27 protein-coding genes are annotated in these 25,866 nt (G+C 57.0%); 11 read left to right on the forward strand and 16 right to left on the reverse strand.

Annotated features, from left to right (window positions below):
* Positions 1-9: 9 nt before the first annotated feature.
* From B3M52_RS01785 to zapE, 5 genes are all read right to left on the reverse strand, one after another.
* The gene (locus B3M52_RS01785; protein ID WP_286748596.1) at positions 10-2,706 is read right to left on the reverse strand and encodes a LuxR C-terminal-related transcriptional regulator; all 2,697 of its coding nucleotides are present in this window, start codon (positions 2,704-2,706) and stop codon (positions 10-12) included.
* Between the two features lie 289 nt (positions 2,707-2,995).
* The gene (locus B3M52_RS01790; RefSeq protein WP_286748599.1) at positions 2,996-4,357 is read right to left on the reverse strand and encodes a DUF1329 domain-containing protein; all 1,362 of its coding nucleotides are present in this window, start codon (positions 4,355-4,357) and stop codon (positions 2,996-2,998) included.
* A gap of 33 nt (positions 4,358-4,390) precedes the next feature.
* On the reverse strand, positions 4,391-6,283 hold the full coding sequence (locus tag B3M52_RS01795) for a DUF1302 domain-containing protein (RefSeq protein WP_126812049.1): 1,893 nt from the start codon (positions 6,281-6,283) through the stop codon (positions 4,391-4,393).
* Positions 6,284-6,510: 227 nt separating this feature from the next.
* The gene (locus B3M52_RS01800; RefSeq protein WP_213479561.1) at positions 6,511-7,695 is read right to left on the reverse strand and encodes a thiolase family protein; all 1,185 of its coding nucleotides are present in this window, start codon (positions 7,693-7,695) and stop codon (positions 6,511-6,513) included.
* A gap of 65 nt (positions 7,696-7,760) precedes the next feature.
* Positions 7,761-8,858 carry a cell division protein ZapE gene (gene zapE / locus B3M52_RS01805; RefSeq protein WP_177190585.1) on the reverse strand — a complete coding sequence of 366 codons (1,098 nt, stop codon included), beginning with the start codon at positions 8,856-8,858 and terminating at the stop codon, positions 7,761-7,763.
* Between the two features lie 265 nt (positions 8,859-9,123).
* Here zapE and B3M52_RS01810 point away from each other — a divergent pair, with 265 nt between their 5' ends.
* Positions 9,124-9,561 carry a YhcB family protein gene (locus B3M52_RS01810; RefSeq protein WP_007155665.1) on the forward strand — a complete coding sequence of 146 codons (438 nt, stop codon included), beginning with the start codon at positions 9,124-9,126 and terminating at the stop codon, positions 9,559-9,561.
* 3 nt (positions 9,562-9,564) lie between these two features.
* Here B3M52_RS01810 and B3M52_RS01815 read toward each other — a convergent pair whose 3' ends face one another.
* The 11 genes from B3M52_RS01815 to B3M52_RS01865 all read right to left on the reverse strand — a co-directional run bounded on the left by B3M52_RS01815 (position 9,565) and on the right by B3M52_RS01865 (position 18,251).
* The gene (locus B3M52_RS01815) at positions 9,565-10,308 is read right to left on the reverse strand and encodes a Nif3-like dinuclear metal center hexameric protein (RefSeq protein ID WP_213479560.1); all 744 of its coding nucleotides are present in this window, start codon (positions 10,306-10,308) and stop codon (positions 9,565-9,567) included.
* A 34-nt stretch (positions 10,309-10,342) separates the two neighbouring features.
* The gene (gene hisC, locus B3M52_RS01820; RefSeq protein ID WP_075196501.1) at positions 10,343-11,398 is read right to left on the reverse strand and encodes a histidinol-phosphate transaminase; all 1,056 of its coding nucleotides are present in this window, start codon (positions 11,396-11,398) and stop codon (positions 10,343-10,345) included.
* Positions 11,391-12,713 carry a histidinol dehydrogenase gene (hisD, locus tag B3M52_RS01825; RefSeq protein WP_213479559.1) on the reverse strand — a complete coding sequence of 441 codons (1,323 nt, stop codon included), beginning with the start codon at positions 12,711-12,713 and terminating at the stop codon, positions 11,391-11,393. Before hisD ends, hisC begins: the two co-directional genes overlap by 8 nt.
* Positions 12,714-12,884: 171 nt before the next feature.
* Positions 12,885-13,532, reverse strand: a complete 648-nt coding sequence (hisG, locus tag B3M52_RS01830; protein WP_091641007.1) for an ATP phosphoribosyltransferase — start codon at positions 13,530-13,532, stop codon at positions 12,885-12,887.
* A 22-nt stretch (positions 13,533-13,554) separates the two neighbouring features.
* Positions 13,555-14,817, reverse strand: coding sequence for a UDP-N-acetylglucosamine 1-carboxyvinyltransferase (murA, locus tag B3M52_RS01835; RefSeq protein ID WP_036209888.1), 1,263 nt, complete (start codon positions 14,815-14,817; stop codon positions 13,555-13,557).
* Between the two features lie 27 nt (positions 14,818-14,844).
* A complete protein-coding gene (locus B3M52_RS01840; protein ID WP_036209886.1) occupies positions 14,845-15,087 on the reverse strand; it encodes a BolA family protein in 243 nt (80 codons plus the stop codon).
* A gap of 60 nt (positions 15,088-15,147) precedes the next feature.
* Positions 15,148-15,489, reverse strand: coding sequence for an STAS domain-containing protein (locus B3M52_RS01845; protein WP_286748610.1), 342 nt, complete (start codon positions 15,487-15,489; stop codon positions 15,148-15,150).
* A complete protein-coding gene (locus B3M52_RS01850; RefSeq protein ID WP_286748611.1) occupies positions 15,486-16,139 on the reverse strand; it encodes an MlaC/ttg2D family ABC transporter substrate-binding protein in 654 nt (217 codons plus the stop codon). Before B3M52_RS01850 ends, B3M52_RS01845 begins: the two co-directional genes overlap by 4 nt.
* 26 nt (positions 16,140-16,165) lie before the next feature.
* Complete coding sequence (gene mlaD / locus B3M52_RS01855; protein ID WP_007155310.1) at positions 16,166-16,621, reverse strand: outer membrane lipid asymmetry maintenance protein MlaD; 456 nt, start codon at positions 16,619-16,621, stop codon at positions 16,166-16,168.
* A 38-nt stretch (positions 16,622-16,659) separates the two neighbouring features.
* Entirely contained in the window at positions 16,660-17,439 is a 780-nt protein-coding gene (mlaE, locus tag B3M52_RS01860) for a lipid asymmetry maintenance ABC transporter permease subunit MlaE (RefSeq protein WP_178380808.1), read from the reverse strand.
* On the reverse strand, positions 17,439-18,251 hold the full coding sequence (locus tag B3M52_RS01865) for an ATP-binding cassette domain-containing protein (RefSeq protein ID WP_136633307.1): 813 nt from the start codon (positions 18,249-18,251) through the stop codon (positions 17,439-17,441). The genes mlaE and B3M52_RS01865 overlap by 1 nt, the downstream gene beginning before the upstream one ends.
* A 226-nt stretch (positions 18,252-18,477) precedes the next feature.
* On the opposite strand from B3M52_RS01865, the gene B3M52_RS01870 reads away from it, so the two are divergent.
* The 10 genes from B3M52_RS01870 to B3M52_RS01915 all read left to right on the forward strand — a co-directional run bounded on the left by B3M52_RS01870 (position 18,478) and on the right by B3M52_RS01915 (position 25,790).
* On the forward strand, positions 18,478-19,458 hold the full coding sequence (locus tag B3M52_RS01870) for a KpsF/GutQ family sugar-phosphate isomerase (protein WP_091640993.1): 981 nt from the start codon (positions 18,478-18,480) through the stop codon (positions 19,456-19,458).
* Positions 19,458-20,015, forward strand: a complete 558-nt coding sequence (locus B3M52_RS01875) for a KdsC family phosphatase (protein ID WP_036209871.1) — start codon at positions 19,458-19,460, stop codon at positions 20,013-20,015. Before B3M52_RS01870 ends, B3M52_RS01875 begins: the two co-directional genes overlap by 1 nt.
* Entirely contained in the window at positions 20,016-20,606 is a 591-nt protein-coding gene (gene lptC, locus B3M52_RS01880) for an LPS export ABC transporter periplasmic protein LptC (RefSeq protein WP_075196505.1), read from the forward strand.
* A gap of 82 nt (positions 20,607-20,688) precedes the next feature.
* Entirely contained in the window at positions 20,689-21,222 is a 534-nt protein-coding gene (gene lptA / locus B3M52_RS01885) for a lipopolysaccharide transport periplasmic protein LptA (RefSeq protein WP_286748825.1), read from the forward strand.
* Positions 21,200-21,925: an LPS export ABC transporter ATP-binding protein gene (gene lptB / locus B3M52_RS01890; protein WP_075196507.1), complete on the forward strand. Its 726-nt coding sequence runs from the start codon at positions 21,200-21,202 to the stop codon at positions 21,923-21,925. Before lptA ends, lptB begins: the two co-directional genes overlap by 23 nt.
* A gap of 152 nt (positions 21,926-22,077) precedes the next feature.
* On the forward strand, positions 22,078-23,604 hold the full coding sequence (locus tag B3M52_RS01895) for an RNA polymerase factor sigma-54 (RefSeq protein ID WP_075196569.1): 1,527 nt from the start codon (positions 22,078-22,080) through the stop codon (positions 23,602-23,604).
* A 124-nt stretch (positions 23,605-23,728) separates the two neighbouring features.
* Positions 23,729-24,037 carry a ribosome hibernation promoting factor gene (hpf, locus tag B3M52_RS01900; protein WP_126812032.1) on the forward strand — a complete coding sequence of 103 codons (309 nt, stop codon included), beginning with the start codon at positions 23,729-23,731 and terminating at the stop codon, positions 24,035-24,037.
* Positions 24,038-24,132: 95 nt separating this feature from the next.
* The gene (gene ptsN, locus B3M52_RS01905; protein ID WP_036209861.1) at positions 24,133-24,603 is read left to right on the forward strand and encodes a PTS IIA-like nitrogen regulatory protein PtsN; all 471 of its coding nucleotides are present in this window, start codon (positions 24,133-24,135) and stop codon (positions 24,601-24,603) included.
* A gap of 28 nt (positions 24,604-24,631) precedes the next feature.
* A complete protein-coding gene (gene rapZ / locus B3M52_RS01910; protein WP_036209858.1) occupies positions 24,632-25,513 on the forward strand; it encodes an RNase adapter RapZ in 882 nt (293 codons plus the stop codon).
* Between the two features lie 7 nt (positions 25,514-25,520).
* Complete coding sequence (locus tag B3M52_RS01915; protein WP_036209856.1) at positions 25,521-25,790, forward strand: HPr family phosphocarrier protein; 270 nt, start codon at positions 25,521-25,523, stop codon at positions 25,788-25,790.
* Positions 25,791-25,866: the final 76 nt, after the last annotated feature.

Consider the following 25,866-nt stretch of genomic DNA (forward strand, 5'->3'; position numbering starts at 1 on the left):
AGCGCGCCGCTACAGCAGCCCTAATTCGCGGGCACGGACGATGGCCTGCGTGCGTGACTTCACCTCAAGCTTGGCGTTGATACGACGAGCATGGGTTTTGACCGTGTGCAAGGAGATGTGAAGGCGGTCAGCAATGTCCTGGTTCGACAACCCCTGGGCAATCAGCTCAAGCACCCCCTGCTCCCGGTCGCTGATGGGCTCAGCCAGAGACGCATGCTCTTTCATGTCGGTGAGGCCGTACAGCCTTCCTATTGCGCCGACAAATGGTGTATCCGGCAGTTGGGGCCAGGTTTTCTCAAGCAGCTCCTGAAGCTCTCCCCTCAGCTCCGCGAAGGGGCTGATGTAGTGCTCCTCTCCTGCCATGGCTATAGTGGCGGTCAGTATTTTCTGGGCAGCAGCAGGGCCTTTCTGGCGCCAGCTAAGGACACTTTCCAGCAGCCTGGAATATAAGTCCAAACCGAAAGGCAATGTCTCCCCGCCGTTGTCCCGAATGTTCCGGACGGTTTCAGCAGCCTTGATGTCATCACCCCGCGCCAGTTCGATCCTCGCCTGCAGGCATTGCAGCATGCCAGGCATCATTGGGAACATTTCCGGCACGCAATTCACCTCCCGCCATGGCTTGAGCCGTTCCATAGCCTGTGCCGCCGTGTCCGTCTGACCCAGAGCCAGCCAGCCGCTGATTTTCAGAGCCTCAAGCACAGGCACATAGACGGACTCGTCGACCTGCCACGACTGCATGGTTCGCTCGGCACGACCAATCCAGGCAAACGCATCGTCCATCCGATTCTGGGTACGGCAAATCAACACCCTCAGCGCCATGGCCAGCAGCAACCCAAGATCGCGGGTTTGCTCAGCATGGCGAACACAGGTCACCAACAGCCGGTCTGCTTCCGCCTGTCGTCCCTGGTGCCAAAGCACCATCACCAGATTTAGCTGTAGGCGTGTTTCGCCAACACGTGCGGGCCGCGATGACTCGTTCATGGCGGTATCCAGACCAGTGCGCAGCAGTTGCTCTGCGTGTTTCAACGACCCCTTGCCAAGCTCGATCCGTGCGTGGGCATAGACTGCCAGAACTTCCGAACCAGCGTCTCCAGCCTCTCGAGCCAGCCTTGCGGCAATGCGATTGGCCTCCCGGGCATCGCCAAACCTGCCAGCGGCGCATAGCGCACTGGAACGAACCAGCTGCGTCACCAGCTGGCCCTGAGTAGACAACTCCTCCGCCTGCAGGGCTCTGTCTGCGACCATCAGGGCCTCATCAACACTGCCCTCGCCGCGGAGAATAAAGGCCCTGAGCGCATCGACCCGGCCAGCAAGTTCGGGACGCTCGCCATTATCGAGATCGTTGATCAACATTCTTGCCTGCCTGAACTGACCACCGATGGCATGGACCCAACCGTAGACAATCTTCAGACGCGCGCTTTTCTCCAGCAGCCCCGACGGCAACGACCGGCGAAGCCGAAGCAAAGACGCGGTATCCTGGCCAATCAACAAAGCCTCTGAGCCTTCAGAGGCTATCCGGACCGATTCCTCAAGACTGCCGCTGACCAGCGCATAACGCAGCGCCTCGGGAAACTGATGACGGTCACTAAACCAGCGGCTGGCTTTCAGGGCACGCTCCTGCGACTCATCGAGGGCCGGTGTCTGTAACCAGTCGTGCAGCAAAGGGTTCAGGCGGAACCAGCGCCCACGCCCCGGCAATGGACGCAGCGGGATACCGCTTTCCGAAGCCGCAGAGGGTCGAAAGGCATGATCACACCCAGCATCAGCCAATGACAGGAACAGTTCGTCCGAGACGATCTCCATTTCCGCCATGATTCTCAGAGAACGCTGTTGACCAGGCGTTAAATGAATCAGCACAGCATCCCTGAGAAAACGCTCAACACTGAAGGTTTCCTGTATCGGCAATCGGGATTCCGGCGCGGAGTCCAGTTCCCGCTGGTACAACCCCAAAGGCGTAATCCATCCCTCAGTCAACGAAAACAGATGCTCCACAGCAACCGTGGTCAGTTGATTACGGTCGATCGCAGCGCAGAAGAACTCGAACGTTTCCAGCCGTGTCAGTTCAAGGGAATCCGCGCCGATTCTATTGAATCGGCCTTCCAGTTCGAATGTGTGGGTCTCAAATGGCAGCGGCTTTCTGGACACCATCACCAGCGCCAGACCAGAAGGGATGTTCTCAACCAGCTGCTGAAGCAAGGCGATGGCTGCCGGATTGGCGACGGTGCCAACGTTATCAATCACGAGCACACTGTCGCGGTCCGAGTCGCTCCAGTGAGCATCGGACAATAGTAGGGCAAGCGCATCCGTATTGCTGGAAGCTTTCTGTTGCCCTGACGGTCGCGAGGTGGCACCGGGCGGTGTCAACGCGATTTCAAGCAAGGCCAACAGTCGCCCGGCATCATTTTCCTGCCCGGTCAAAGCCAGCCATCGGAGGGTGTCGGGGCTACGGGAGGTTTCACGGAACGCCGCACTCAGGGCATGAGTTTTGCCATAACCGGAAGGCGCCTCAAGCAACAGAACCGAGCCCGGTGTTATTGCCGCGGTCAGTTTTTCGGTTAGCGCTGGCCTTTTGAGGTAATTCGGAACGGGCTCCGGCATCCGTACTCGCTGGCGCAACAAATCCCTGATCAACTCGCCACGATGAGTACCGCCTAATGTTGACTGGAACTCATCGTTGGCCGCACGGCCATCATCGAATGGTTTCACTCTTTGCCCCGTTGAAAGCCCGGAATCTATGAGCCCGATGGGCCCTTATCCGGCAAATGTGATCTCTGCTTTGTCGTTGCTGCGGCGCCCTGCATCGGGTACGCCTTTAGTATTAGTAGGGAGAGGTTAAACCAAATCGGGGGTAGGCTGCAAAAATTTGACGGGAAGAGAACGAAATACCGGCAAATTCCCAACATTCGAGGAAATTCAAGGACTTTAACAAAAAAGCGGCGGACCCAAGGGTCCACCGCTTTCCAGTCAGCCGGGATTGCTCCCGGATAACGGTGACTTACCGCGTACCTGCACGACGCAGAGCAGCGGGTGTGTAGTCACGTGACATGCGATCAACCCCAAACTCGTAAGGGTTGGATTCTTCGTTGGTCAAACCCAGAACCAGATACCGTCCAGACAGCAGGTCGTACAGGGTTTCAATGGCGTACCAGGGAACGATCTGATCATAGAACTGCATGCTGTGCGCTTCTGCCACACGCCACAGTTCTCCACGACCATCGTAATGATCGATTACTGCCGCCTGCCAGGAGTCTTCATCGATATAGAAGTCACGCTGGGCGTAGATATGACGCTCACCGTCCTTCAGTGTGGCACGCACGTGCCAGACACGGTGCAGCTCATAGCGGGTCAGATTCCGGTTGATATGGCCGGCCTTGATGATTTCGTCATAGTCCAGGCTTCGGTCGACCAGCTTGTAGGAGTTGTACGGAATGTACATTTCCTTCTTGCCAACCAGCTCCCAGTTGTAACGGTCAGGCGCGCCGTTGAACATATCAAAGTTGTCGGAGGTACGCATGCCGTCCGCAGCGGTACCCGGGCCGTCATAGGCAACCTGCGGGGCGCGGCGTACACGACGCTGACCGGCGTTGTATACCCATGCGCGACGCGGTTCCTCAACCTGGTCGATGGTTTCGTGAACCAGCAGTACGTTACCAGCAAGGCGGGCCGGGGCGGTGATGGCCTGCTTGAAGTAGAACAGTACGTTCGGGTCCTGCCCCGCCTCATAGTCTTCCAGATAGGTTTTCCACGTCAGTTCGTCCTGGAATTTCACAACGCTGAAGGCGCCGTCTTCTGTCGGAGTCACCTGCCCTACGTTGCGTTGAACGGAACCACCGCGATAGCGGGTGATGTGGTTCCAGATAACTTCCAGGCCATTCCGTGGAATCGGGAATGGCGTAGCCGTCTGGTAGTTACCCAGGCCATTACCATTCTTGATCAATTCCACACTCGTGGCGTTGTCAACGGTATCCTTCATGACCTGTTCCGGGTATGCAGCGGAACGGTGTGTCTCGTATACCGGCATCACGTATTCGTCATAACGCTTGATCATTGCGACCTGCCCCGGGGACAGGTTCTCCGCATACTGGTCAACGTTGCTCTGGTTGATAGTGAACTTTGGCTCCTCGTTCGGGAACGGGTTCACGTAGATACCATCGTTTTTGTACCCGGCAGGAGGTGTCGTCAGACCTCCATCCCAGGCCGGAATAGCGCCCCCGTTACCCGCCTTCTCAGCACCCATTGGCGTAAGCGAGTCACCGAGCTTGGCCGCTTCCTGTGCGGAAACCGCGCCAAAGGCGTTACCCGCAATCAACGTTGCGGACAGAATGCCAGTGGCCAGTAGCTTCTTGTTCAGTTTCATTTAAATTACCTCGTTAAACGAATTCAGGCCGAATCAGAATGAGTAGGAAACGCTCGCACTCACGAAATCACGGTCGGTCAACTCGTTATACGGCTTGCCACCGAAAAAGTTTGTGTAACCGATATTACCGGTTATACGGTTTTGGTATACACCCTGAAGTGACAGGCCGATAGCCTTGTTGCCTTCGTTGAAGTTACCACCAGGCTGCGGCGCATAACCCTGAACGTCATGGCTCCAGGCCAACTGCGGCGACAGGTTGATACCAGCGATTGCGTTCGGGTAGTCCCAAACCAGGCGCGTGCGGTAGCCCCAGGAGAAGGAAGTCGTAAAGCCCTCGTTGTTGCAGTAGCTGACGTTGATATTCTCTGGCGGATTCCCACCAGCACCTTCACAGAGATCACCAACGCTCGACGGAATAGTACCTACACCGAACGTACCCGAGCGACCGTAACGGGCTTCATCTTCGTCCGGAAGATCGTGAACGTAGGTAGCACCAAATTCAGTGATCAGGGAGAGGCGACTTGCCCCCATGACCTGATCAAAGAACTTAATCAGCGTGAACTGAGCCTGGGAGACATTAAAACGATCGTAACCGTCCACAGCCGTACCGGCCAAGTTTCCGCCATTGGCTTCTTCAAGACGCTGCCGCTCCAGAAGGCTCAATATTTCATCATTTGGCCCTCTCTTCTGAAGACCGCCATATATCAGTTCGAAAGCATTCCACTGCAGAGGCACGTTGTCACGGAAGCTATATTCAGCCCCCAGAGACCAACCACCTGGGGTCGTGGTGTTGATACTGATACCATAGAGATTGATGTTTTCAGGATACTCAATAAAGTAGCTCGGAAACGTGGAGTTCGGTTTGCTCGGATCATTTTGCTGACTGCCGCTAGGTGAAGACGGGTTGCTCACCAAGCCACTGACATACGGCAGACGGCTGTTGTACTTGATGTAGTAGAAACCAAGCTCTGAGTCGTTCAGGGCTGGCACATACCAGCGCAGCGCGACACCAAACTGGTCCTTGGAATCCGCCTCACGGTCCGCCAGACGAGGAGCAATGAACCCCTGCGCCGCCGCTTGGGAATCAGGCAACTGACCGGCCAACAAAACCGGGCCACAGCCGTCAGCGGCAAAGTCGTTTGTCGAGAAGAATGTGCCGCAATCATCTGGGCGAACCGGCTCCCAGTCAGCTTGCACAAACGCTTCAACAGTCACGTTTTCCGTAATACCCGCCGAGGCGTAGAACATTTCAACAGGCAACAGCGCGTCTTTTAGTTCGGAGCCTGGTGCCCGGAAAGCAGGTACGTCGACCGGGTTAATGGTATTGATACCGCCCTGGATGAACGTGCTTTCACCCCAGCTCAACACCTGCTTGCCGTATCGGAGACTGACCGGAACATTACCAAAGTACCAGTCCGAGAATACGTAGGCGTCAAGGATTTCACCGCCAGAGGCATTATCTTTGGCTTCGTCGTTCAGTTCACGGCGCTGACCGACGGGATCCACGGCCCGGTTCTCATCTTTCAGTTCGAAGTCATACCAGTACCGACCACGAACAAAACCACCAACGCGAGTCAGCGTGTCGCTGTCTACGTTGTAGTTCAGGAACAGCTCGCTGTTGCCTTTGACGATTTTGGAGTAGGTATCCCCTTTCTCGAAGTTGAGGTTACCGTCATCATAGTTGTTGGTGGACGCACCAACAGTGGTGTTTGCAAACTGTGGCCCCAAGTTACCCTGGGCAATCAACCTTCGGTCCTGTGACTCGGTACGCCAGCCAATGCCCGCCGACAGCGTCGTATTGAAAGAGGCTTCCACATCCCCCACGTAAAATGAATAGGCAGCTGCCTGCCCGGATACTCCGGCTGCAACCGCTACGGCCAGCGGCAACTTGGTCCACTGCTGCCATTGATGTGTTTTTCTTGTCATTGGAAGGCTACTCCATTGTTGTTCTGAGTCGCTGCTCTGATTATTGGTGTTCACGATGTTTGGAGGCTTCATGCACAGTGCTCGTGATGTTGGCACTATAGCTAACGCCATCGAACGCTTTGATCAGTCAAAAGTATGATTTTACGATTACGCCCCTCTCTGCGGCAGACTTCCCTCGCACTGACTCACTATAGTCAACAAATTTGGATGCAACCAGCCGGCACAAATCACAGCAATTCAATAGCCATCGCCGTTGCTTCGCCACCACCAATACACAGTGCTGCAACGCCCTTCTTCTTGCCGTAGTGCTTGAGGGAGTGCATCAGCGTCACCAGCAGGCGGGAGCCGGTGGAGCCAACCGGATGGCCCTGGGCGCAGGCGCCGCCGTGGATATTAACCTTCTCCGGGTCCAGGCCGAGTTCGCGGATGGGCATCATCGCCACCATGGCGAAGGCTTCGTTGATCTCAAACAGGTCCACGTCGTCTTTTGTCCAGCCGGTTTTGGCGAAAAGGGTTTCGATGGCACCCACCGGAGCACAGGTAAATTCCGACGGATGCTGGGACTGGGTGCTATGGGCAACAATCCGTGCCAAGGGTTTAAGGCCGCGCTTTTCGGCTTCGGATTCACGCATCAACACCAGTGCAGAGGCGCCATCCGATATTGACGAGGCATTGGCCGCGGTGACCGTGCCGTCTTTGGCAAAGGCCGGGCGCAGGCTCGGGATCTTTTCGATGTTGGCGTTGTGGGGTTGCTCGTCGTCCTCAACCACTACCTCGCCTTTGCGGGTTTTGACGGTAACCGGGATGATTTCATCTTTCAGCAGCCCTTCTTCAATGGCTCTCTTGGCCCGGGTCAGGGAGGTAATCGCGTATTCGTCCATCTCTTCCCGGGTGTAGCCTTTCTTGTCGGCCATTTCCTGAGCGAAAGCCCCCATCAGCCGACCGGTTTCCGCGTCTTCAAGGCCGTCCAGGAACATATGGTCCTGAGGCGCCTGGCCAGGCCCCATGCGGTAACCACTGCGAACACCCTGAAGAATGTACGGTGCATTGGACATGCTCTCCATACCACCGGCAACCATAATATCGTTGGTGCCGGCCTTGATCACATCGTGGGCAAACATGGCGGCTTTCATGCCCGAACCGCAAAGCTTATTGATCGTAGTGGCACCAGTGCTGTCCGGTAGCCCTGCCTGGCGCATTGCCTGGCGAGCCGGCCCTTGCTTGAGCCCTGCCGGCAGGACATTGCCCATGATCACTTCCTGCACGTCTGCCGGCTGCAAGCCGGCACGGCGGATAGCTTCGGCAATACTGATAGCGCCCAGCTCCGGCGCGGAAACCGCGGCTAGACTGCCCTGAAATCCGCCCATGGGGGTGCGCGCACCGCTGACGATGACGACGTTGTCTGTGCTCATTGCTTGATCTCTCTATAGTTTGGGTAGTTCGTTATCGGATTGGACTTCGTTTAGTCCGACGCCTATCAGGCCTTGTGAGGTGCCTCGAGGTATTCCCTGGATTGCATTTCCAGCAACCGGGACTCCGTGCGCTCAAACTCAAACCCTAGCCGCCCGCCGGCATACAGGTCCGTAATCGAAGCTTCTGCGGAAATGATCACCTTGACGTTGCGATCGTAAAATTCGTCAATCATGTTTATGAATCGCCGGGCCTGATCGTCCTTGTCTTTTCCCAGCACCGGGACATTGCTGATAATCACTGCATGGAACTCCCGCGCCAGCTCGATGTAGTCGTTCTGGCTGCGTGGGCCATCGCACAGAGTCTTGAAATCAAACCAGACCACGTCATCGGCGTGGCTGAGGGCAGTCAGCTTTCGGCCGTTGATATCCAACTCCAGGCTGTGGCTGCCCGCCTCAAGCGCAAGCCCGTCGTAACTTTTCTGAAGGCTCTTGTCGGCATCCTCATCCAGGGGAAAGTGGTACAGCTCAGCCTGCTCCAGGGTTCTCAGGCGATAATCCACACCGCCATCCACATTCACCACCTCGGTGTGTTTCTTGACCAGCGCGATGGCGGGCAGGAAGCGGGCACGCTGCAGGCCATCCTTGTAAAGCCCGTCAGGCACGATATTGGAGGTACAGACCAAGGTCACACCACGGCTGAACAGGCCATCCATCAACGTTGCCAGTATCATGGCGTCACCGATGTCAGAGACAAAAAATTCGTCAAAGCAGATCACCCGGGTTTCGTCCGCAAACATTTTCGCCACGATATCCAACGGGTTTTTCTCGCCTTTCAGGCTTTTCAGTTCCTTGTGAACACGCTGCATAAACCGGTGGAAGTGCACTCGCATCTTGCGATCAAAGGGCAGAGCTTCATAGAACGTATCCATGAGGTAAGTTTTACCGCGACCCACGCCGCCCCAGAAATACAAACCCTTCACCGGATCTTCTTTGCCCTTCTTGAACTTGAGGCGAAGTTTGACCATCGGTTTGTCACGCTCCCTTTCCGCCGCCACCAGTTTGTCGTAAAGTGACTGCAAACGGCGGACCGCATCTTCCTGGGCCGGGTCTTTGTGAAACTCGGGCCGCTCAAGGTCCTGCTGGTATCGTTCCCATGGAGTCATATGGGTAGTGGTCATACGGATTCGCTTTTGGGGTGTCATTAAGGCGTTTCCCGAAGTATGGTCATTCATAACGGCGGCGTATTGTGGCCGATTTTGGCTTTTTTCGCCACGTTCAACACCCTGAGAAACCGCTGCAACCGCGGGGGCGAGCCAGACATACGACGCAATACGACGATTGGCGCACGAGGCAATCGTGCGTGAACGGGCCTTGGGACGGTATACTTCGGGAAGGAATTCCCTATTCATTAAAAGGATCACACAGCTTATGACAAACCTGATTCTGGCAGCCATCGCCGCATTGATTGTCGGCATTGTCATCGGAGTACTGGTTGGCCGGTCTGGTCAGGGCTCTACGCTGCGGCAGCGCCGGGCTGAACAGCAGATCGAGGAGCTGAGAAACGAGTACACACGCTATCAGGCGCAAGTGAACGAGCATTTTATGGAATCTGCGCATCTGCTGCGCCGCTTCAACGATACCTACCGGGACGTAAATCAGCACATGGCGCGGGGCGCTAACCGCCTGTGCAACGACGAAGACTGGCTGTTGGAGCTCGAGAAAGAGAACGCCAAGGCGCGCCTGGAAGGCGCCGCCAGCAAGGATGATGCAGAGCCACCCCGGGACTACGCCCCCAAGAGCGACCCCCAGGAAAAAGGCACCCTGGCCGAAGACTTTGGCCTGGCCGAAAAACAGCAGAAAGCCTGACGCTTACACCGGGTTATCGCAGTCGATAAACCGGTGACTTACTCCAAATGTTTGCTCCAGGGCTCGCCCCAGGGCCTGAACGCCATACCGCTCAGTGGCGTGATGGCCAGCTGCGTAGTAATGAATACCGCATTCCCGGGCAGTATGGGTAGTGGGTTCTGAAATCTCGCCACTGATGTAGGCATCCAGCCCGGCTTCCAAGGCGCTGCCAATGAACCCCTGAGCTGCACCGGTACACCAGCCGACCCGGGAAATCTCTGCGGAGCCGTCCCCGACCCAAAGCGGAGCACGGGCCAGACGCTCTCCGATCAACTCCGCGAACGCCCGGGGCGCCATCGGGGCGCTCAGTTCACCCTGCCACACAAGTCCGCCCAGTGGCCGGGGATTGAGAATACCCAACACCTCGGCCAACTGCCGATTGTTGCCATACTCAGGGTGATCGTCCAACGGCAGGTGGTAAGCAACCAGATTGATATCGTGCTCCAGCAGACGCTTGATCCTGTCCCGCTTCATGCCACGGATGGCCTGATCCTCACCTTTCCAGAAATACCCGTGATGCACCAGAATCATGTCGGCATCGGCTTCGATCGCCGCGTCCACGAGCGCCCGGGAAGCAGTGACGCCACTTACTATGGTACGGACCTCTTCAGTGCCCTCGACCTGCAGACCATTAGGGCAATAGTCCTTGAAGTCTTGCGGGGCCAACCAGTCGTTCAGTGTGCGGAGTATCTCATTGCGTGAAGCCATGCTGCCTCCGTAGGTTTGCCTTGAATGTCTCGTGTTACACCAACGGTTTAAGGCACTCGACCAGTCGCTTGTTCTGGTCCGCCGTGCCGATGGTGATGCGCAGGAAGTCCGAGATGCGGGGCTTATTGAAGTGACGCACGATAACCCCCTTCTCCCGAAGCCCCTTCGCCAACGCCTCACCGGCATGATCCGGGTGGCGCGCAAGAATAAAGTTGGCCTTTGAGGGCAATACATCGAACCCCAAGGCTTCCAGTTTCGAGGTAACCCACCCTCGCTCGCCAATGACGCCTTCGCAGGTGGCTCGAAACCAGTCTTCATCCTCGAATGCTGCAATGGCGCCGACCTGAGCCAGGCGGTCAATAGGATAAGAGTTAAAGCTGTTCTTGACGCGGTTCAGGGCTTCGATGACCTCCGGGCTGCCGATGGCGAAACCGACGCGCAACCCGGCCAGGGAACGGGCCTTGGACAGCGTCTGGCAAACCAGCAGATTGGGATATTTCCCCACCAGCTTGATCGCACTCTCGCCGCCGAAATCCACATAGGCTTCATCCACAACCACGACCCGGTCGGGATTGGCGGCGACGATAGCCTCAACCTTATCCAGCGCCAGGTAACGCCCAGTGGGCGCATTGGGATTGGGGAAGATGATGCCGCCGTTCGGCTGCTTATAGTCCTTGGGATCAATCTCAAAGCTGTCGGTCAGCGGTACGGTCTTGCCTTCGATGTTGTAGAGGCCGCAATACACCGGATAAAAACTGTAGGTGATATCGGGGTACAACACGGGCTCACCGTGCTGGAACAGACCATAAAAGATGTGTGCCAGCACTTCGTCGGAACCGTTACCGAGGAAAACCTGCTCGCCCTGCACGCCATAGTAATTCGCGATGGTGCTTTTCAGAGCTTCACTTTCGGGGTCCGGATAAAGCCGAAGGCTGTCATTCAGTTCCGTGTTGATCGCCTCGATCACCTTCGGAGACGGGCCGAAAGGGTTTTCGTTGGTATTCAGTTTCACGAGGTTGGCCATTTTCGGCTGCTCCCCCGGTACATAGGGGACCAACTCTTTGACCCGTGAACTCCAGAACTTACTCATCTGACTGGCCCTCCCGAACCCGATACTCTGCAGAACGGGCGTGAGCCGTTAACCCTTCTCCACGCGCCAGAACAGAGGCAACTCGCCCCATCTTGTCGGCACCGGCTGCAGAAAAACCAATCAGGGACGACCGTTTCTGGAAGTCATAAACCCCCAGAGGAGAGGAGAAACGCGCCGTCCCGGACGTCGGCAACACATGGTTCGGCCCGGCGCAATAATCGCCCAGCGCCTCCGCCGTATAGCGCCCCATAAAGATGGCACCGGCATGGCGAATCTCGTCCACCAGATTTTCCGGATCTTCCACCGAAAGCTCCAGGTGCTCCGGCGCAATACGATTGGAAACGCGAGCCGCTTCCGACAAGTCGGCCACGTGAATCAGTGCAGCTCGATCCGTCATCGAGGTAGCGATGATGTCGGCCCGCTCCATGGTCGGCAGCAGCTTGTTGATGCTGGCTTCCACGGCATCCAGGAAATCGGCATCGGGACTGATAAGAATGGACTGAGCCTGCTCATCGTGCTCGGCCTGAGAGAACAAATCCATGGCAATCCAGTCTGGGTCAGTCTCGCCGTCACAAATCACCAGAATCTCCGAAGGACCGGCAATCATGTCGATACCAACGGTTCCGAACACCTCTCGCTTGGCGGTAGCGACAAAAATATTGCCCGGCCCAACAATCTTATCGACGGCAGGAATGGTCTGTGTGCCGTAGGCCAAGGCACCCACCGCCTGGGCACCGCCCACACAGAACACACGATCCACACCGGCAATCGCCGCAGCGGCGAGAACCATATCGTTCACCACACCATCCGGCGTAGGAACCACCATGATCACCTCGCCCACGCCCGCGACCTTAGCCGGGATGGCGTTCATTAGCACGGAGGAGGGATAGGCAGCCTTGCCACCGGGCACATACAGCCCTGCCCGATCCAGCGGCGTGACCTTCTGACCGAGTACAGTGCCGTCATCGTCTTTATACTGCCAGGACGTCTGATTCTGGCGCTCGTGATAGTCACGCACCCGCTCGGCGGCCTTCTCAAGGGCAACACGCTGCCCCTGGGGAATAGCCTCCAGCGCCTGCAGCAACCGCTCCTGCCCCATTTCCAGCTCAGCAACAGTGCCAACCTTCAAGCGATCAAACTTCTCGGTAAACTCCAGAACCGCAGCATCCCCACGGGTTTTCACCTCATGCAGGATATGACGAACCGACTCATTCACCTGATGATCCACACTGTCTTCCCACGCCAATAGCTTGGCCAGCGCACTGTCAAAGTCACTGTCGGAAGCGTTCAATCGTCTGATGCTGATATCGGTCATCACTAAATCCTGTTTCGGATTGTTTACTCTTTGTGTTTAAGGCAACGCCTTGGCATGGGAAGTGATCAGGGACGGCTTTCCAAAACTGTACGGAGCCATGGATGGCGAAGTCCAAGCGTCACATGGACGTGCCGAAGGAGCGTGTTTTGGAAAGCCGTCCCTGAGTGCTTCTTACTCTGAAGCTCGCCTTTTTTCAACGGCGATCGACATTTTCTCAATTATGGGATTAATGCCCCGGTGTTTCATCTTCATCGAGGCACGGTTAACCACAAGGCGAGAACTGATGTTTTCAATCAGCTCGCGAGCCTCAAGACCATTCGCTTTCAAGGTATTGCCGGTATCAACGATATCGACAATCTCGTCGGCGAGCCCGAGAATCGGAGCAAGCTCCATCGCACCATAGAGCTTGATGATATCGGCCTGCCGCCCCTGGGCCGCGTAATAGCGCCGAGCCAAGTTTACGAACTTGGTCGCCACACGCAAACGGCCCTCTGGCGCTTTGCAGTCTTTCTTCCCGGCCGTCATCAACCGACACCGGGAAATATTCAGGTCCAGCGGCTCATACAGCCCCTCACCGCCGTGCTCCATCAGCACATCCTTACCGGTTACCCCCAGATCCGCTCCACCGTATTGCACATAGGTGGGCACGTCGGTGGCCCGAAGGATCAAAACCCGTACGTTCGGGTCCGTGGTGGGAAACACCAGTTTCCGGGACTTCTTAACATCGTCGACCAGCTCGATACCCGCTTCTCTTAACAGCGGCAGGGTCTCGTCGAGGATTCGCCCCTTCGACAGCGCGATGGTGATGGAATCGGTCATGCGTCTTTCCGGTTCAATGTGTTCAGGCTGGCAGGCGGCGGATACTGGCACCCAACAGCTGCAATTTTTCTTCGATACACTCGTAGCCACGGTCGATGTGGTAGATGCGATCAACGATGGTGTCTCCATCCGCCACCAGCCCGGCAATGACCAGGCTCGCGGACGCCCGCAGGTCCGTTGCCATCACCGGGGCACCGGTGAGGTGATCCACGCCCTTGATGATCGCCGCGTTGCCCTCAAGAGTAATGTCCGCACCCATGCGGATCAGTTCCTGCAGGTGCATGAACCGGTTCTCGAAAACCGTTTCCACGATGGTGCCAGTGCCTTCGGATACCGCGTTCATCGCCGCAAACTGCGCTTGCATATCGGTCGGAAACGCAGGGTATGGCGCTGTGCGTAGGCTAACCGCTTTTGGCTGATTGCCTTTCATATCCAGCGAAATCCAGTCCTTGCCCGTATCAATGTGGGCACCGGCCTCTTCCAGCTTCAGCAGGACCGCTTCCAGCAGATCCTCGCGGGTATCCTTGAGCTTGACCCGGCCACGGGTAGCTGCTGCTGCAACCAGGTAGGTGCCGGTTTCGACGCGATCCGGCAGCACATCGTAGTGACAGCCATGCAAACGCTCGACACCGTTGATCTCAATCGTTGCGGAGCCATGACCCTTGATGTCAGCACCCATGGCGATCAGGCATTCAGCGAGATCCACCACTTCCGGTTCCCGGGCAGCGTTTTCCAGGATGGTTTTACCATCGGCCAACGCGGCAGCCATCATCAGGTTTTCCGTACCGGTGACGGTCACGGTGTCCAGAAAGATGTGCGCGCCTTTCAGGCGGCCATTGGTCTTTGCCTTGATATAACCGTTTTCGACCTTGATGTCGGCGCCCATCTGTTCCAGGCCATGAATGTGCAGGTTCACCGGCCGGCTACCGATGGCACAGCCACCCGGCAGGGACACTTCCGCTTCACCAAAGTGCGCTACCAACGGCCCTAACACCAGGATCGAGGCCCGCATGGTTTTCACCAGTTCGTAGGGCGCATGGAACTGCTTGATGGTGTTGGCGTGAACTTCGACGCTCATTTTTTCGTCGATCATCAGTTCCACACCCATGCGGCCCAGCAGCTCGATCATCGTGGTGATGTCGTTCAGGTGCGGCAGGTTGCCCACGGTCACCGGCTCATCCGCCAACAGGGTGGCAGCCAGAATCGGTAGGGCGGCGTTCTTGGCGCCGGAAATCCGGATTTCGCCATCGAGAGGCTTGCGGCCTCTGATCAGAAGTTTGTCCACAATGGTGTCCTGTAGTTTGCGGGCGTGTCAGCCCTGGCGCGCGGCCCATTCAGCCGGTGTAAAGGCCTTGGGGTGCAGGGCATGAATGGTACCGTCCAGAATGTGCTGGAACAGCGCCTTGTTGATCAGTTGCTGCCGTTTGATGGTTGGCAAACCCTCGAATACATCGCCCACTACAACAACAAGATAGTGATTGCCATCGACCTGCACTTCGACCTCACAGCCGGGCAGCGCCTCTTTAACCAACTCGGCAACTTCGGTGGCTTCCATAAATAATCCTCGGGCGTTTTTAAATCAGGGGCGAGATTGTAACCAATTATGGCATTCGGGTCAGCTATGGTGCAGGTTTTCAGAAGAGGACTGGGCGGAAAAACCCGGCAAATGGCGATCAAGGCCGCTCAGGGCCGCCAAAGAGTTCAGCCGTTCACTTACGCCGGTAAATCGCAGAGCCTGACTGCGGGCAACTGCAAGGCGGTGCCAACACAGCAGCAGAGACAGCACCACGCTGTGCGCGGTGCCCATGGCGGACAGGTCCACCTGTAAATCCGCCTTGCTCGCCCGTATCCACTTCTCGCCTTCCCGCCTGACGGAGATCACGGTGAGCGGATCAACCGCGCCGCTCACCAATAGCGTGTCGCCATCAAGAGTCACCACGGGCCGGCTCGCATTCATGATTTGTCGACTTCACCTTCGAGATTCAGCGATTCCACTGCATCGCCCCAGTCGTTGATAACAGCCTGGACCTTGCCGCCGCTCTTCTCCATCTCCTGGCTGAAACGATCACGGAAAGCCAGCCCGATGTTCACACCTTCGACGATCACGTTTTCCATCATCCAGCGTCCTTCATCCGTTTCGTACATGGAATAAGTCACAGGGTAGCGGTTACCAGAGGCACTGATCACCTCCATACGCACAGACGCCCGACCGTCGTCATTCGGGTTGATCGTGGCTTCCTTTACCTCGATGGTAAAATCGTCAGCACTCACCAGAGCCTGAGCGTAACTGTCGAAAAGACTGCGCTTGAACTTCTCAACAAACTCGTCGCGCTGCTCCGGTGATGCCTGCCTTGCATAGCGACCCATGACCCGGGCGGCAATTCGGCGAAAGTCGACGAAGTTCTTCAGCTCCTGATCCATGCTCCGATAAAACGCCTGTGGATTCTGCTCGTACAGGCCCTTTTCTTGATGGAGCTTGTCGACCAGGCGCTGGGTATTTTTATCCACATACGTGCGGAGGTCCTCCTCCGGTCCGGCGTGGGCCGGTGCTGCCAGCGCCACCATCAGCAACGCAACAATCATCAGGCAATGTCTGATCAGAACCATGGTTTTCTCCCGTGAACCACTTTCTTTCATTGTGACTGCCCGGAGGCAAAGTTGGATATGAGCCGCTCAAGATTCATGGCGGATTGTGTGGAATAGAAGGTATCCCCGTCCCCCAGGGACTCCATATCACCGCCCACCGATATATCAATGTACTGTTCACCAAGCAGCCCGGATGTACGTATTACTGCTGAGCTGTCCGCCGGAATATTATCCACACTGGCATTAACATCAATGGTCACGCGGGCCTGGTAGGTTTCCCGATTCAGGGTTATCTCCCGGATCTTGCCGACCGTGACACCAGCCATGGACACTTTTGCCCGGGGCGTCAGCCCGCCAGCGTCGTTAAAATTGGCGTAGAGCGTGTACGAACTTTCCGGGGCCTTCGGTGTCAGCCCACTGACCTGCAACGCCAGGAACATTATGGCGGCGATGCCTGCGATCATGAAAAGCCCCACAATCACTTCTGTTGTTCTCTGTGCCATTCCGGCCCCCTGTTTCCTGACGTTTCAGTATACCGCGGTCAGAAGTCACCAAACATGACGGCGGTAAGCACAAAATCCAGCCCGAGTACGGCCAGCGACGAATACACCACGGTTTTCGTGGTTGCGGCACTGATACCAGCTGAGGTGGGCACACAGTCGTAACCCTGATAGACCGCAATCCAGGTACAGACGAACCCGAACACAAGGCTCTTGACGACACCGTTCAGAACATCGGCGGTGAAGCTTACGGAAGACTGCATGTTGCCCCAGAAAGAGCCTTCAAACACGCCCAGCCACTCCACACCCACGAGCATGCCGCCCCAGATACCAACCACCGAGAACACCGCAGCCAGCACGGGCACTGAGATAAAGCCCGCCCACAACCGCGGGGCAATCACCCGACGCAGCGGATCAACACCCATCATTTCCATGCTGGAAAGCTGTTCGGTGGCTTTCATCAACCCGATTTCCGCCGTCAGTGCGGAACCCGCACGGCCGGCAAACAACAGCGCAGTCACCACGGGGCCCAATTCCCGCACCAGAGTCAGGGCAATCATCTGACCGATCGCGGCCTCAGACCCGTAGTCACTGAGAATGGTGTATCCCTGCAACCCCAGAACCATCCCGATAAACAGGCCGGACACCACAATGATGGCCAGGGACAGAACTCCGACCGAGTAAAGTTGCTTCAGCAACAGCGGAAAACCAACCGAGGGCCGCGGAACACCTGCCAGGGCACCGACAAGGAAACGCCCGGAGCGGCCCAGCGATGCAATCACGTTCATCCCCAATCGGCCAAAAGCCGCCAGCCGGTCCATCAATCTCCCCTCCCGGCAACACTCCAGTCCTGAGCCGCATCGGCAGCCGGATAGTGGAACGGCACCGGACCATCCGGATGACCACGCAGGAACTGCTGAACCTGCTCCGATGGGTGCGTCCTCAATTCCTCGGGCGTGCCGTCGCCGATAATACGACCGTCCGCAACGATACAGGCGTAGTGACAGATACTCAGGGACTCCGGCACATCATGGGATACCAGCACACTGGTCAGGCCCATGGAGCTGTTGAGATCCCGGATCAGCTTCACCAGTACACCCATGGCAATCGGATCCTGGCCGGTAAAGGGCTCGTCGTACATGATCAGCTCAGGGTCCAGCGCGATGCTGCGGGCCAGGGCCACGCGCCGGGTCATACCACCTGACAGCTCTGCCGGCATCAGATCCCGGGCTCCGCGAAGCCCCACAGCTTCGAGCTTCATTAGAACGATGTCGCGGATCATGTCCTCCGGCAAGGTGGTATGAACCCTGAGCGGGAACGCCACGTTTTCAAAGACACTGAGATCCGTGAACAGCGCTCCACTCTGGAACAGCATCCCCATCTTTTCCCGCAGACGGTAAAGCGCCTTGCGCTTGAGCTGAGGAACGTTCTCCCCCGCTACGAATATGCTGCCCGAATCTGGTTTCAGCTGGCCGCCGATCAGCCGCAACAAGGTAGTCTTGCCAGTGCCACTCGGCCCCATGATGGCGGTAATCTTGCCGCGGGGAATGTCCAGGCTGACGCCATCAAAGATACGACGATTCCCGCGACTGAAAACCACGTCTCTCAATTCAATGTAGGGGGATGTGTCCATACCTGCTTCCAGAACCGCCTGAGTGTCGGTGAACCCGCATTCCCAGCCTTTAATGAGTGCGCTACATTATGTCAACCTGCCGTGAACCTCAATCCATCCTTCACAAAATGAACTGATGTCAATGATCAGTTTTGCTGAACGTCTTGTCATGAAGGGCAGCCAAAGCCGTTGAAGTGATATACTTTTGCCACGACGAAAGCATCAACATTTCGAACCCGGAAGCCAGATGAACACCGAAACCAGCCAGACCTTCAAAGAATCCGCCCTCCGAGCCATCGAGATCGAGCGTGAGGCCATTCACGCCCTGACCGACCGGATTGATGACCGTTTCGTCCGCGCCTGCGAAGTCATCATGGCGTGCAAGGGGCGTGTTGTCGTGACCGGCATGGGCAAATCCGGCCATATCGGCAACAAGATCGCTGCCACCCTCGCCAGCACCGGAACGCCCTCGTTCTTCGTACACCCGGGCGAGGCCAGCCACGGTGACCTGGGCATGATCACCAGCCAGGATGTAGTGCTGGGCATCTCCAATAGCGGCAACACCAGCGAAGTGCTGACCATTTTGCCGTTAATCAAACGCATGGGAGCCCCGCTGATCAGTATGACGGGCAACGAGAACTCCATCCTGGCTCGGGAGGCCGTTGCCAACCTGGATATCAGCGTCGCCCAGGAGGCCTGCCCTCTCGGCCTGGCCCCCACCTCCAGCACCACGGCCACTCTGGTGATGGGCGATGCCCTGGCCGTGGCACTGCTTGAAGCCCGGGGGTTCAGCACCGAGGACTTTGCGCTCTCACACCCCGGTGGCAGTCTGGGCCGCAGGTTGCTGCTGCGTGTCAGCGATATTATGCACACTGGGGACCAGATTCCCCGAGTGCAGGAAGACACCACCCTCAGCGGCGCATTGCTGGAGATTTCCCGCAAGGGGCTGGGTATGACGACGGTCATTAATGCCGAGGGCGACCTGGTCGGTGTATTTACAGACGGCGACCTGCGCCGCACCCTGGACCGCTCCGTGGACATTCACAACACGCCGATTGCCGAGGCCATGACCCGCAACGGTCGTGTGATCCACGATGACCAACTGGCCGCCGAGGCACTGAACATGATGGAAGAGCTGAAGATCAACGCCCTGCCCGTCATCAATCGTGACGGCAAACTGACCGGCGCTATCAACATGCACGACCTGTTGCGGGCGGGAGTGATCTGATGGCTGACACTCTGCGCCCTCAATGGCCAGCGGAGCTGATTGAAAAAGCCGCTGCCATTCGCCTGCTGGCCCTGGATGTGGACGGCATCATGACCGACGGCACGCTGCTGTTCAGCGCTTCAGGCGATGAGATGAAAGGGTTCAATATTCTCGACGGCCTGGGCATCAAACAGGTTATGGCTGCTGGCATCAACGTTGCCGTCATTACCGGACGGCGCTCGCCGCTGACAGAGAAACGCATGAATGACCTCGGCATCCCACACCTGATGCAAGGCCGAGAGGACAAGAAAATCGCCCTGCGGGAACTGGCGGCACGGCTGGAGATCGCGCCACACCAGATTGCCTACATGGGTGATGACCTGCCGGACCTGCCCGCAATCCGTTACGCCGGACTGGGCATAACAGTACCCAACGGCTACTGGCTGGTGCGCCAGCACGCGGATTTTTGCACGTCGGCCGCAGGGGGTAGCGGCGCGGTCCGTGAAGCCTGCGAACTGCTGCTCTGCGCCTGCGGGCAGCTCAACGCAAGCCTGCAACCCTACCTGGAGCAGGACTGAATGGCCGCTGAAGCCCTCTTTACCCGGCCCTGGGTACGAACCCTGGGGCTGGCTGTCACGATAGTGGCACTGTTTTTCCTGCTCTGGCAAAGTGACGAGTCATCAGAGCCGGTGGATGCCGCCGCGCTGAGAGGCGAATCGGAACCAGACGGTTTCGTGGTCAATGGTCGCTATCTGTCTTTCGACGAGACCGGGCGGCTTACCGCACACTTCGAAAGCCCACGTATCGAGCAATTCGAGGCCCGCAACGAAACCATTATGGAATCGCCGAATGCGACGCTCTACGGCGACCCCGGCAACGCACCCTGGCAAGTCCAGGCCAACAAAGGCCAATTCATGGAAGCTGACGACCTGGTCCACTTGACGGGGGATGTTCGGGTGTCCCAGCAAGCCCAAGGTGGGCGCCCCCTGACATTAACCACGTCAACGCTGACACTGGATAACACAGAGCGTACTGTTTACACAGACGCCCCGGTGGAACTGACCGACTCGTTCAGCCTGACCCGCGCAACCGGCATGAAGGCATGGATTGATGACCGAATCCTCGAACTCGACTCTGACGTGGAAGGACGCTATGAGACCGGCAAGTAAATTCATGCCCAACCCTCACCGCAATAGGCACCAACCGGTGGCATCGCGCCCGGCAGTCTCAGCGATTGTCCTGGCGCTGACAATGACCGTGGGCATGCCGTTCGCCGCGGCCTTTGATCTTGAGTCTGACCAACCCATCAGGGTCAATGCCGACAACGCGCGGCTCGACGAAGGCCAGGGCATTGCAACCTATACCGGCTCGGTTGAAATGAGCCAGGGCGATGCCAACCTTATGGCGGACAAAGTTGTACTCCACCGGGATGTGAATGGCGTCAGCCGCATTGAAGCCACCGGTACCCCGGCACGCTACCGCCAGCCTGCCATGGAAGGCCAGGGCGAAACCGACGCCCGTGCGCTAACGATCACCTGGTCCGCCTCCGACAACCGGGTTACCTTTCAGCGCGAAGCTGTGATCGAACAGGGCGGCAACCTGTTCCGGGGCGACGTCATTCATTATGACAGCGCCGAACGCGTGGTGACCGCAGAAGGCTCTGCTGACCAGGGCGATGGCAGCGGTCGCGTCGAAATGGTCATCCAGCCGCGCGGCAACGCCGGTAGCAATCCAGATAACAACCCTAACGGACAGGACATCGATGGCAGTTCTCAGGGCCAGTAACCTCGCAAAAAGCTACAAACAGAAGAAGGTCGTCATCGACGTTTCCCTGGAAATTCGCAGTGGCGAGATCGTCGGCTTACTCGGCCCCAATGGCGCGGGCAAAACGACGTGTTTCTACATGATTGTTGGCCTGGTTCCCGCCGACAACGGTCGAATCACCATCGACAATCAGGACATAACGCCGCTGCCCATGCATGGTCGTGCCCGCAAGGGAATCGGGTACCTGCCCCAGGAAGCATCCGTGTTCCGCAAGCTTACCGTACGCGACAACATACTGGCGATCCTGGAAACCCGCCGCGAACTCAAACGCGCTGACCGGGAGGCCAAGTTAGAGGAACTGCTTGAAGAGTTTCACATTACCCACATCCGCGATAGCGTCGGCATGGCCCTGTCAGGCGGCGAGCGACGACGGGTGGAAATTGCCCGGGCGCTGGCGATGGAGCCGGCGTTCATCCTGCTGGACGAACCCTTCGCCGGAGTCGACCCGATCTCGGTGAGCGACATCAAGCAGATCATCCGACACTTGCGGGACAAGGGTATCGGCGTACTGATCACCGACCACAACGTGCGGGAAACCCTCGACATCTGCGAGAATGCCTACATTGTCAGCGGCGGCCACATCATTGCCTCTGGTAATTCGGACGATATACTGGCCAACCAGCAGGTCAAGGAAGTGTATCTGGGCAACGAGTTTCGCCTGTAGTACACTCGGCAAAGAACTTGCTTGGTGCGGCAAGTAGCCAGCATACAAAGAGTTTTTGTGCAACCTGGGCTCCAGAAAGCGCCCTGATGACGTAAAGAGAGAGCCTGAGTGACGGAAGAGAGAGACCGAGTGACGGATCCTGAACCATGGTTATGAAAGCCTCACTACAGTTAAAGCTGGGCCAAAGCCTGACCATGACGCCCCAGCTGCAACAGGCTATCAGGCTTCTGCAGCTCTCCACCCTGGACCTCCAGCAGGAAATCCAGCAGGCATTGGAATCCAACCCAATGCTGGAAACCTCCGAAGACGACGACAACCAGAATCCGGAATCAACGGACAGTGACAACGAGTCGTCTGAAACGGCGTCAACCGAGGAATCCAACACCGCTTCAGACACCGCTACTGAGTGGGACGAATCCGAAAACGGACCTGACTGGTCATCAGAAACGGACAGTCCCGACACCATTCCCGATGATCTTCCCGTCGACACCGCCTGGGATGACATTTACCAGTCAGCCCCCGCGTCAGCAGCCCGTAACGACGACGAAAACGACCACGACTTCGAAACCCGTAACTCCCCCACCGAAACGCTCCAGGACCACCTGGAATGGCAACTGAACCTGACGCCCATGAGCGAGCGGGATCAGGCCATCGCCCATGCCCTGATGGATGCGGTTGATAACCACGGCTACCTGACCTCTCCGCTTGAAGAAATTCATTCAGGCATGGTGGACGAATCCGACGAAGACCCGCTGGAACTGGACGAAGTGGAAGCCGTTCTTCATCGCCTGCAGCACTTCGATCCACCCGGCGTGTTCGCCCGTAATCTGCAGGAATGTCTGCTGATCCAGCTGAATCAGCTGCCCCCGGAAACACCCTGGCTGGCTCAGGCGCGACTGGTGATTACCCACTACATAAACCTGCTGGGCAACCGTGATTACGCCCAGCTGTTACGCCGCAGCCGCCTGAAAGAAGAGCAGCTACGGGACGTTCTGGCACTTATTACCGGGTTAAACCCCCGTCCCGGCGACACCCTGGATCAGGCCGAGCCAGACTACGTCATCCCGGATGTAATCGTGCGCAAGCACAATGAACGCTGGCGCGTGGAACTGAATCCTGAAATTGCACCGCGCATTCGTGTGAATGCAAGCTATGCTTCTCTTATAAAGCGTGCGGACAGCAGTGCTGACAACACCTACCTGCGGGACCAGTTGCAGGAGGCAAAGTGGTTCATCAAGAGCCTGCAGAGCCGCAACGAAACCCTGCTTAAGGTGGCCACGCGCATTGTCGAGCACCAGCAGGGATTTCTGGATCATGGCGAGGAAGCCATGAAACCATTGATTCTCTCGGATATTGCCCAGGCGGTGGAAATGCACGAGTCGACCATTTCAAGGGTCACCACCCAGAAATACATGCACACGCCGCGGGGCATATTTGAACTTAAGTATTTTTTCTCGAGCCATGTCAGTACCGACGAGGGTGGAGAGTGCTCATCCACGGCAATCCGCGCGATGATCAAGAAGCTGATTGCAACGGAAACTCCGAAAAAGCCATTGAGCGATAGCAAAATTGCAGCCATGCTAGGAGACCAGGGTATCAAGGTGGCTAGACGAACCGTGGCCAAGTATCGCGAGGCAATGCACATTCCTCCGTCCAACGAGCGAAAGCGATTGGTGTAGGAAGCGTCTGTTCCCGGCCTCACGGGGAGAGCCCTTTCCTGAAAGTATACCGCCTGCAGCATAACGCTGTGGCACACAGCCGGTATCCTAACGGGTGCCGGCAAGCTGAAAACAGGAGAAGCCTATGCAACTCAATATTTCAGGCCATCACGTAGAACTGACTCCCGCACTGAAAGATTACGTATCAGGCAAATTTGAAAAGCTTGAGCGGCACTTCGACCATATCAGCAATTGCCAGGTTACCCTTGAGGTGGAAAAAGTGCGCCAGATGGCGGAAGCTACGCTTCACGTGATAGGTGGTGAGATTCACGCAAAGGCCGAAAACAGCGATATGTACGCTGCCATTGATGGACTGGTAGACAAGCTGGACAGGCAGATTCTAAAGCACAAGGAAAAGAACGTAGACCGGATGCACGGGAACGGCGCCCGCTAGGACGACGCCCCCGGCATGACAGTTAATCGAGCTGCGGCACTGGCTAACCATGCAACACGTGCCGCAGCCTTTTTTTACGGAAATGCAGTCGATTCATGACCGACACATCCCTGACTATCGAGAACATTCTCGCGCCGGAGCTAACCCTTTGCCGGGTGCCTGCCTCTAGCAAAAAGCGGGTTATGGAAACCATTGCCGAGCAGATCCAGCAACACGACGCTTTGCTCAGCGACACCCAGATATTCACTAATCTGGTCGCACGGGAGCGACTGGGGAGTACGGGTATCGGACAGGGCATCGCGATCCCCCACTGCAGACTGGAAGGGCTGGATCACGTGGTTGGCGTTTTGCTGACCCTGGAAGAAGGCGTTGCGTTCGATGCTATCGACAACCAGCCGGTGGACCTCGTCTTCACCTTGATTGTCCCCAAGGAAGCCACCAGCGAGCATCTTGAGCTTTTGAGCCAACTTGCTGAGAAGTTCAACGAACGTGCATTCTGCGACCAGCTGCGTCAGTGCACTGATGCAGGCTCTCTCTATCGCCGGATGACAGCCGAAACAAGCTGAACAACTCCACATCCAAGGTGAACGGGCTATGAAACTGATCATCGTCAGCGGCCGATCAGGTTCCGGGAAAAGTACCGCGTTACATGTTCTGGAAGACCTGGGCTTTTACTGCATTGACAACCTGCCCATTGGCCTCCTGTTCCCCCTCACACAGGAAGCCACCAACCAGAACTCTCCCAGCCGGCTGGGAAAGATGGCGGTCAGCATCGATGCCCGTAACCTTTCCGGAGAATTGAGCAACTTCGAGGATATCTACCGCAGCCTTCAGGATACTGGCGTAACCATCGAGATCATCTATCTCGACGCCGATGAACAGTCTCTTCTGCAGCGCTTCCATGCCACGCGCCGAAAGCATCCACTGAGTGATGACAAGACCTCCCTGAGGGAGGCCATCGGTAACGAAAAGAAGCTTCTGGAGCCGCTGTCCAAGCTGGCAGACCTCTACATCGACACCACGGGGCTGTCCATGTACGAGCTCCGGGATATGGTAAAGCAACGAGTCGCGGGCAGGCGCCACCAGGAACTGGCACTGCTATTCCAGTCATTCGGATTCAAGCACGGCGTGCCGTTGGATTCGGACTATGTGTTCGATGTGCGCTGCCTGCCCAATCCCTATTGGGACACCAGCCTTCGGCAGTTTGTGGGCACCGACCAGCCGGTTATCGATTTCCTGGAAAAGGAGCCGTTGAGCCGTAAGATGGTCGAAGACCTGACCCAATTCCTGGAAAACTGGCTACCCTCGTTCGCAGACAGCAACCGCAGCTATATGACCATATCCATCGGCTGCACCGGTGGCCAGCATCGCTCGGTTTATATCTGCGACCAGCTCGGCCGCTATTTCTCGGGCAAATACAGCAATGTGCAGGTTCGCCACACCGAACTGCCCCACCTGCAAAGCAGGGAAAGCTGAACCGCCTATGATCCGCCGCCCCATTACCATCATCAACAAACTTGGGCTCCATGCCCGGGCCGCAGCCAAACTGGTGGGCAAGGCATCTGAATTCGACAGCAGCATTCAGATCAGCCGCAAAGGGCGACAGGTGGACGCCAAAAGCATCATGCCAGTCATGATGCTCGCCGCCAGCCAGGGATCAGAGGTAGAGCTGATTGTAGACGGTCCGGATGAGTCCGAAGCTGTCGATGCGCTGGTTACGCTGATCAACGACTACTTCGGGGAAGGCGAATAACCACCTCCACACTGGACATCCTTGCCCGTCTACGGCATTCACCTACAACTCTTCCTCACCTATGTTGCCTAACTCC

It is taken from the genome of Marinobacter sp. UBA2688 (genome assembly GCF_002352785.1).
GTDB classification, from domain to species: Bacteria; Pseudomonadota; Gammaproteobacteria; order Pseudomonadales; family Oleiphilaceae; genus Marinobacter; species Marinobacter salarius.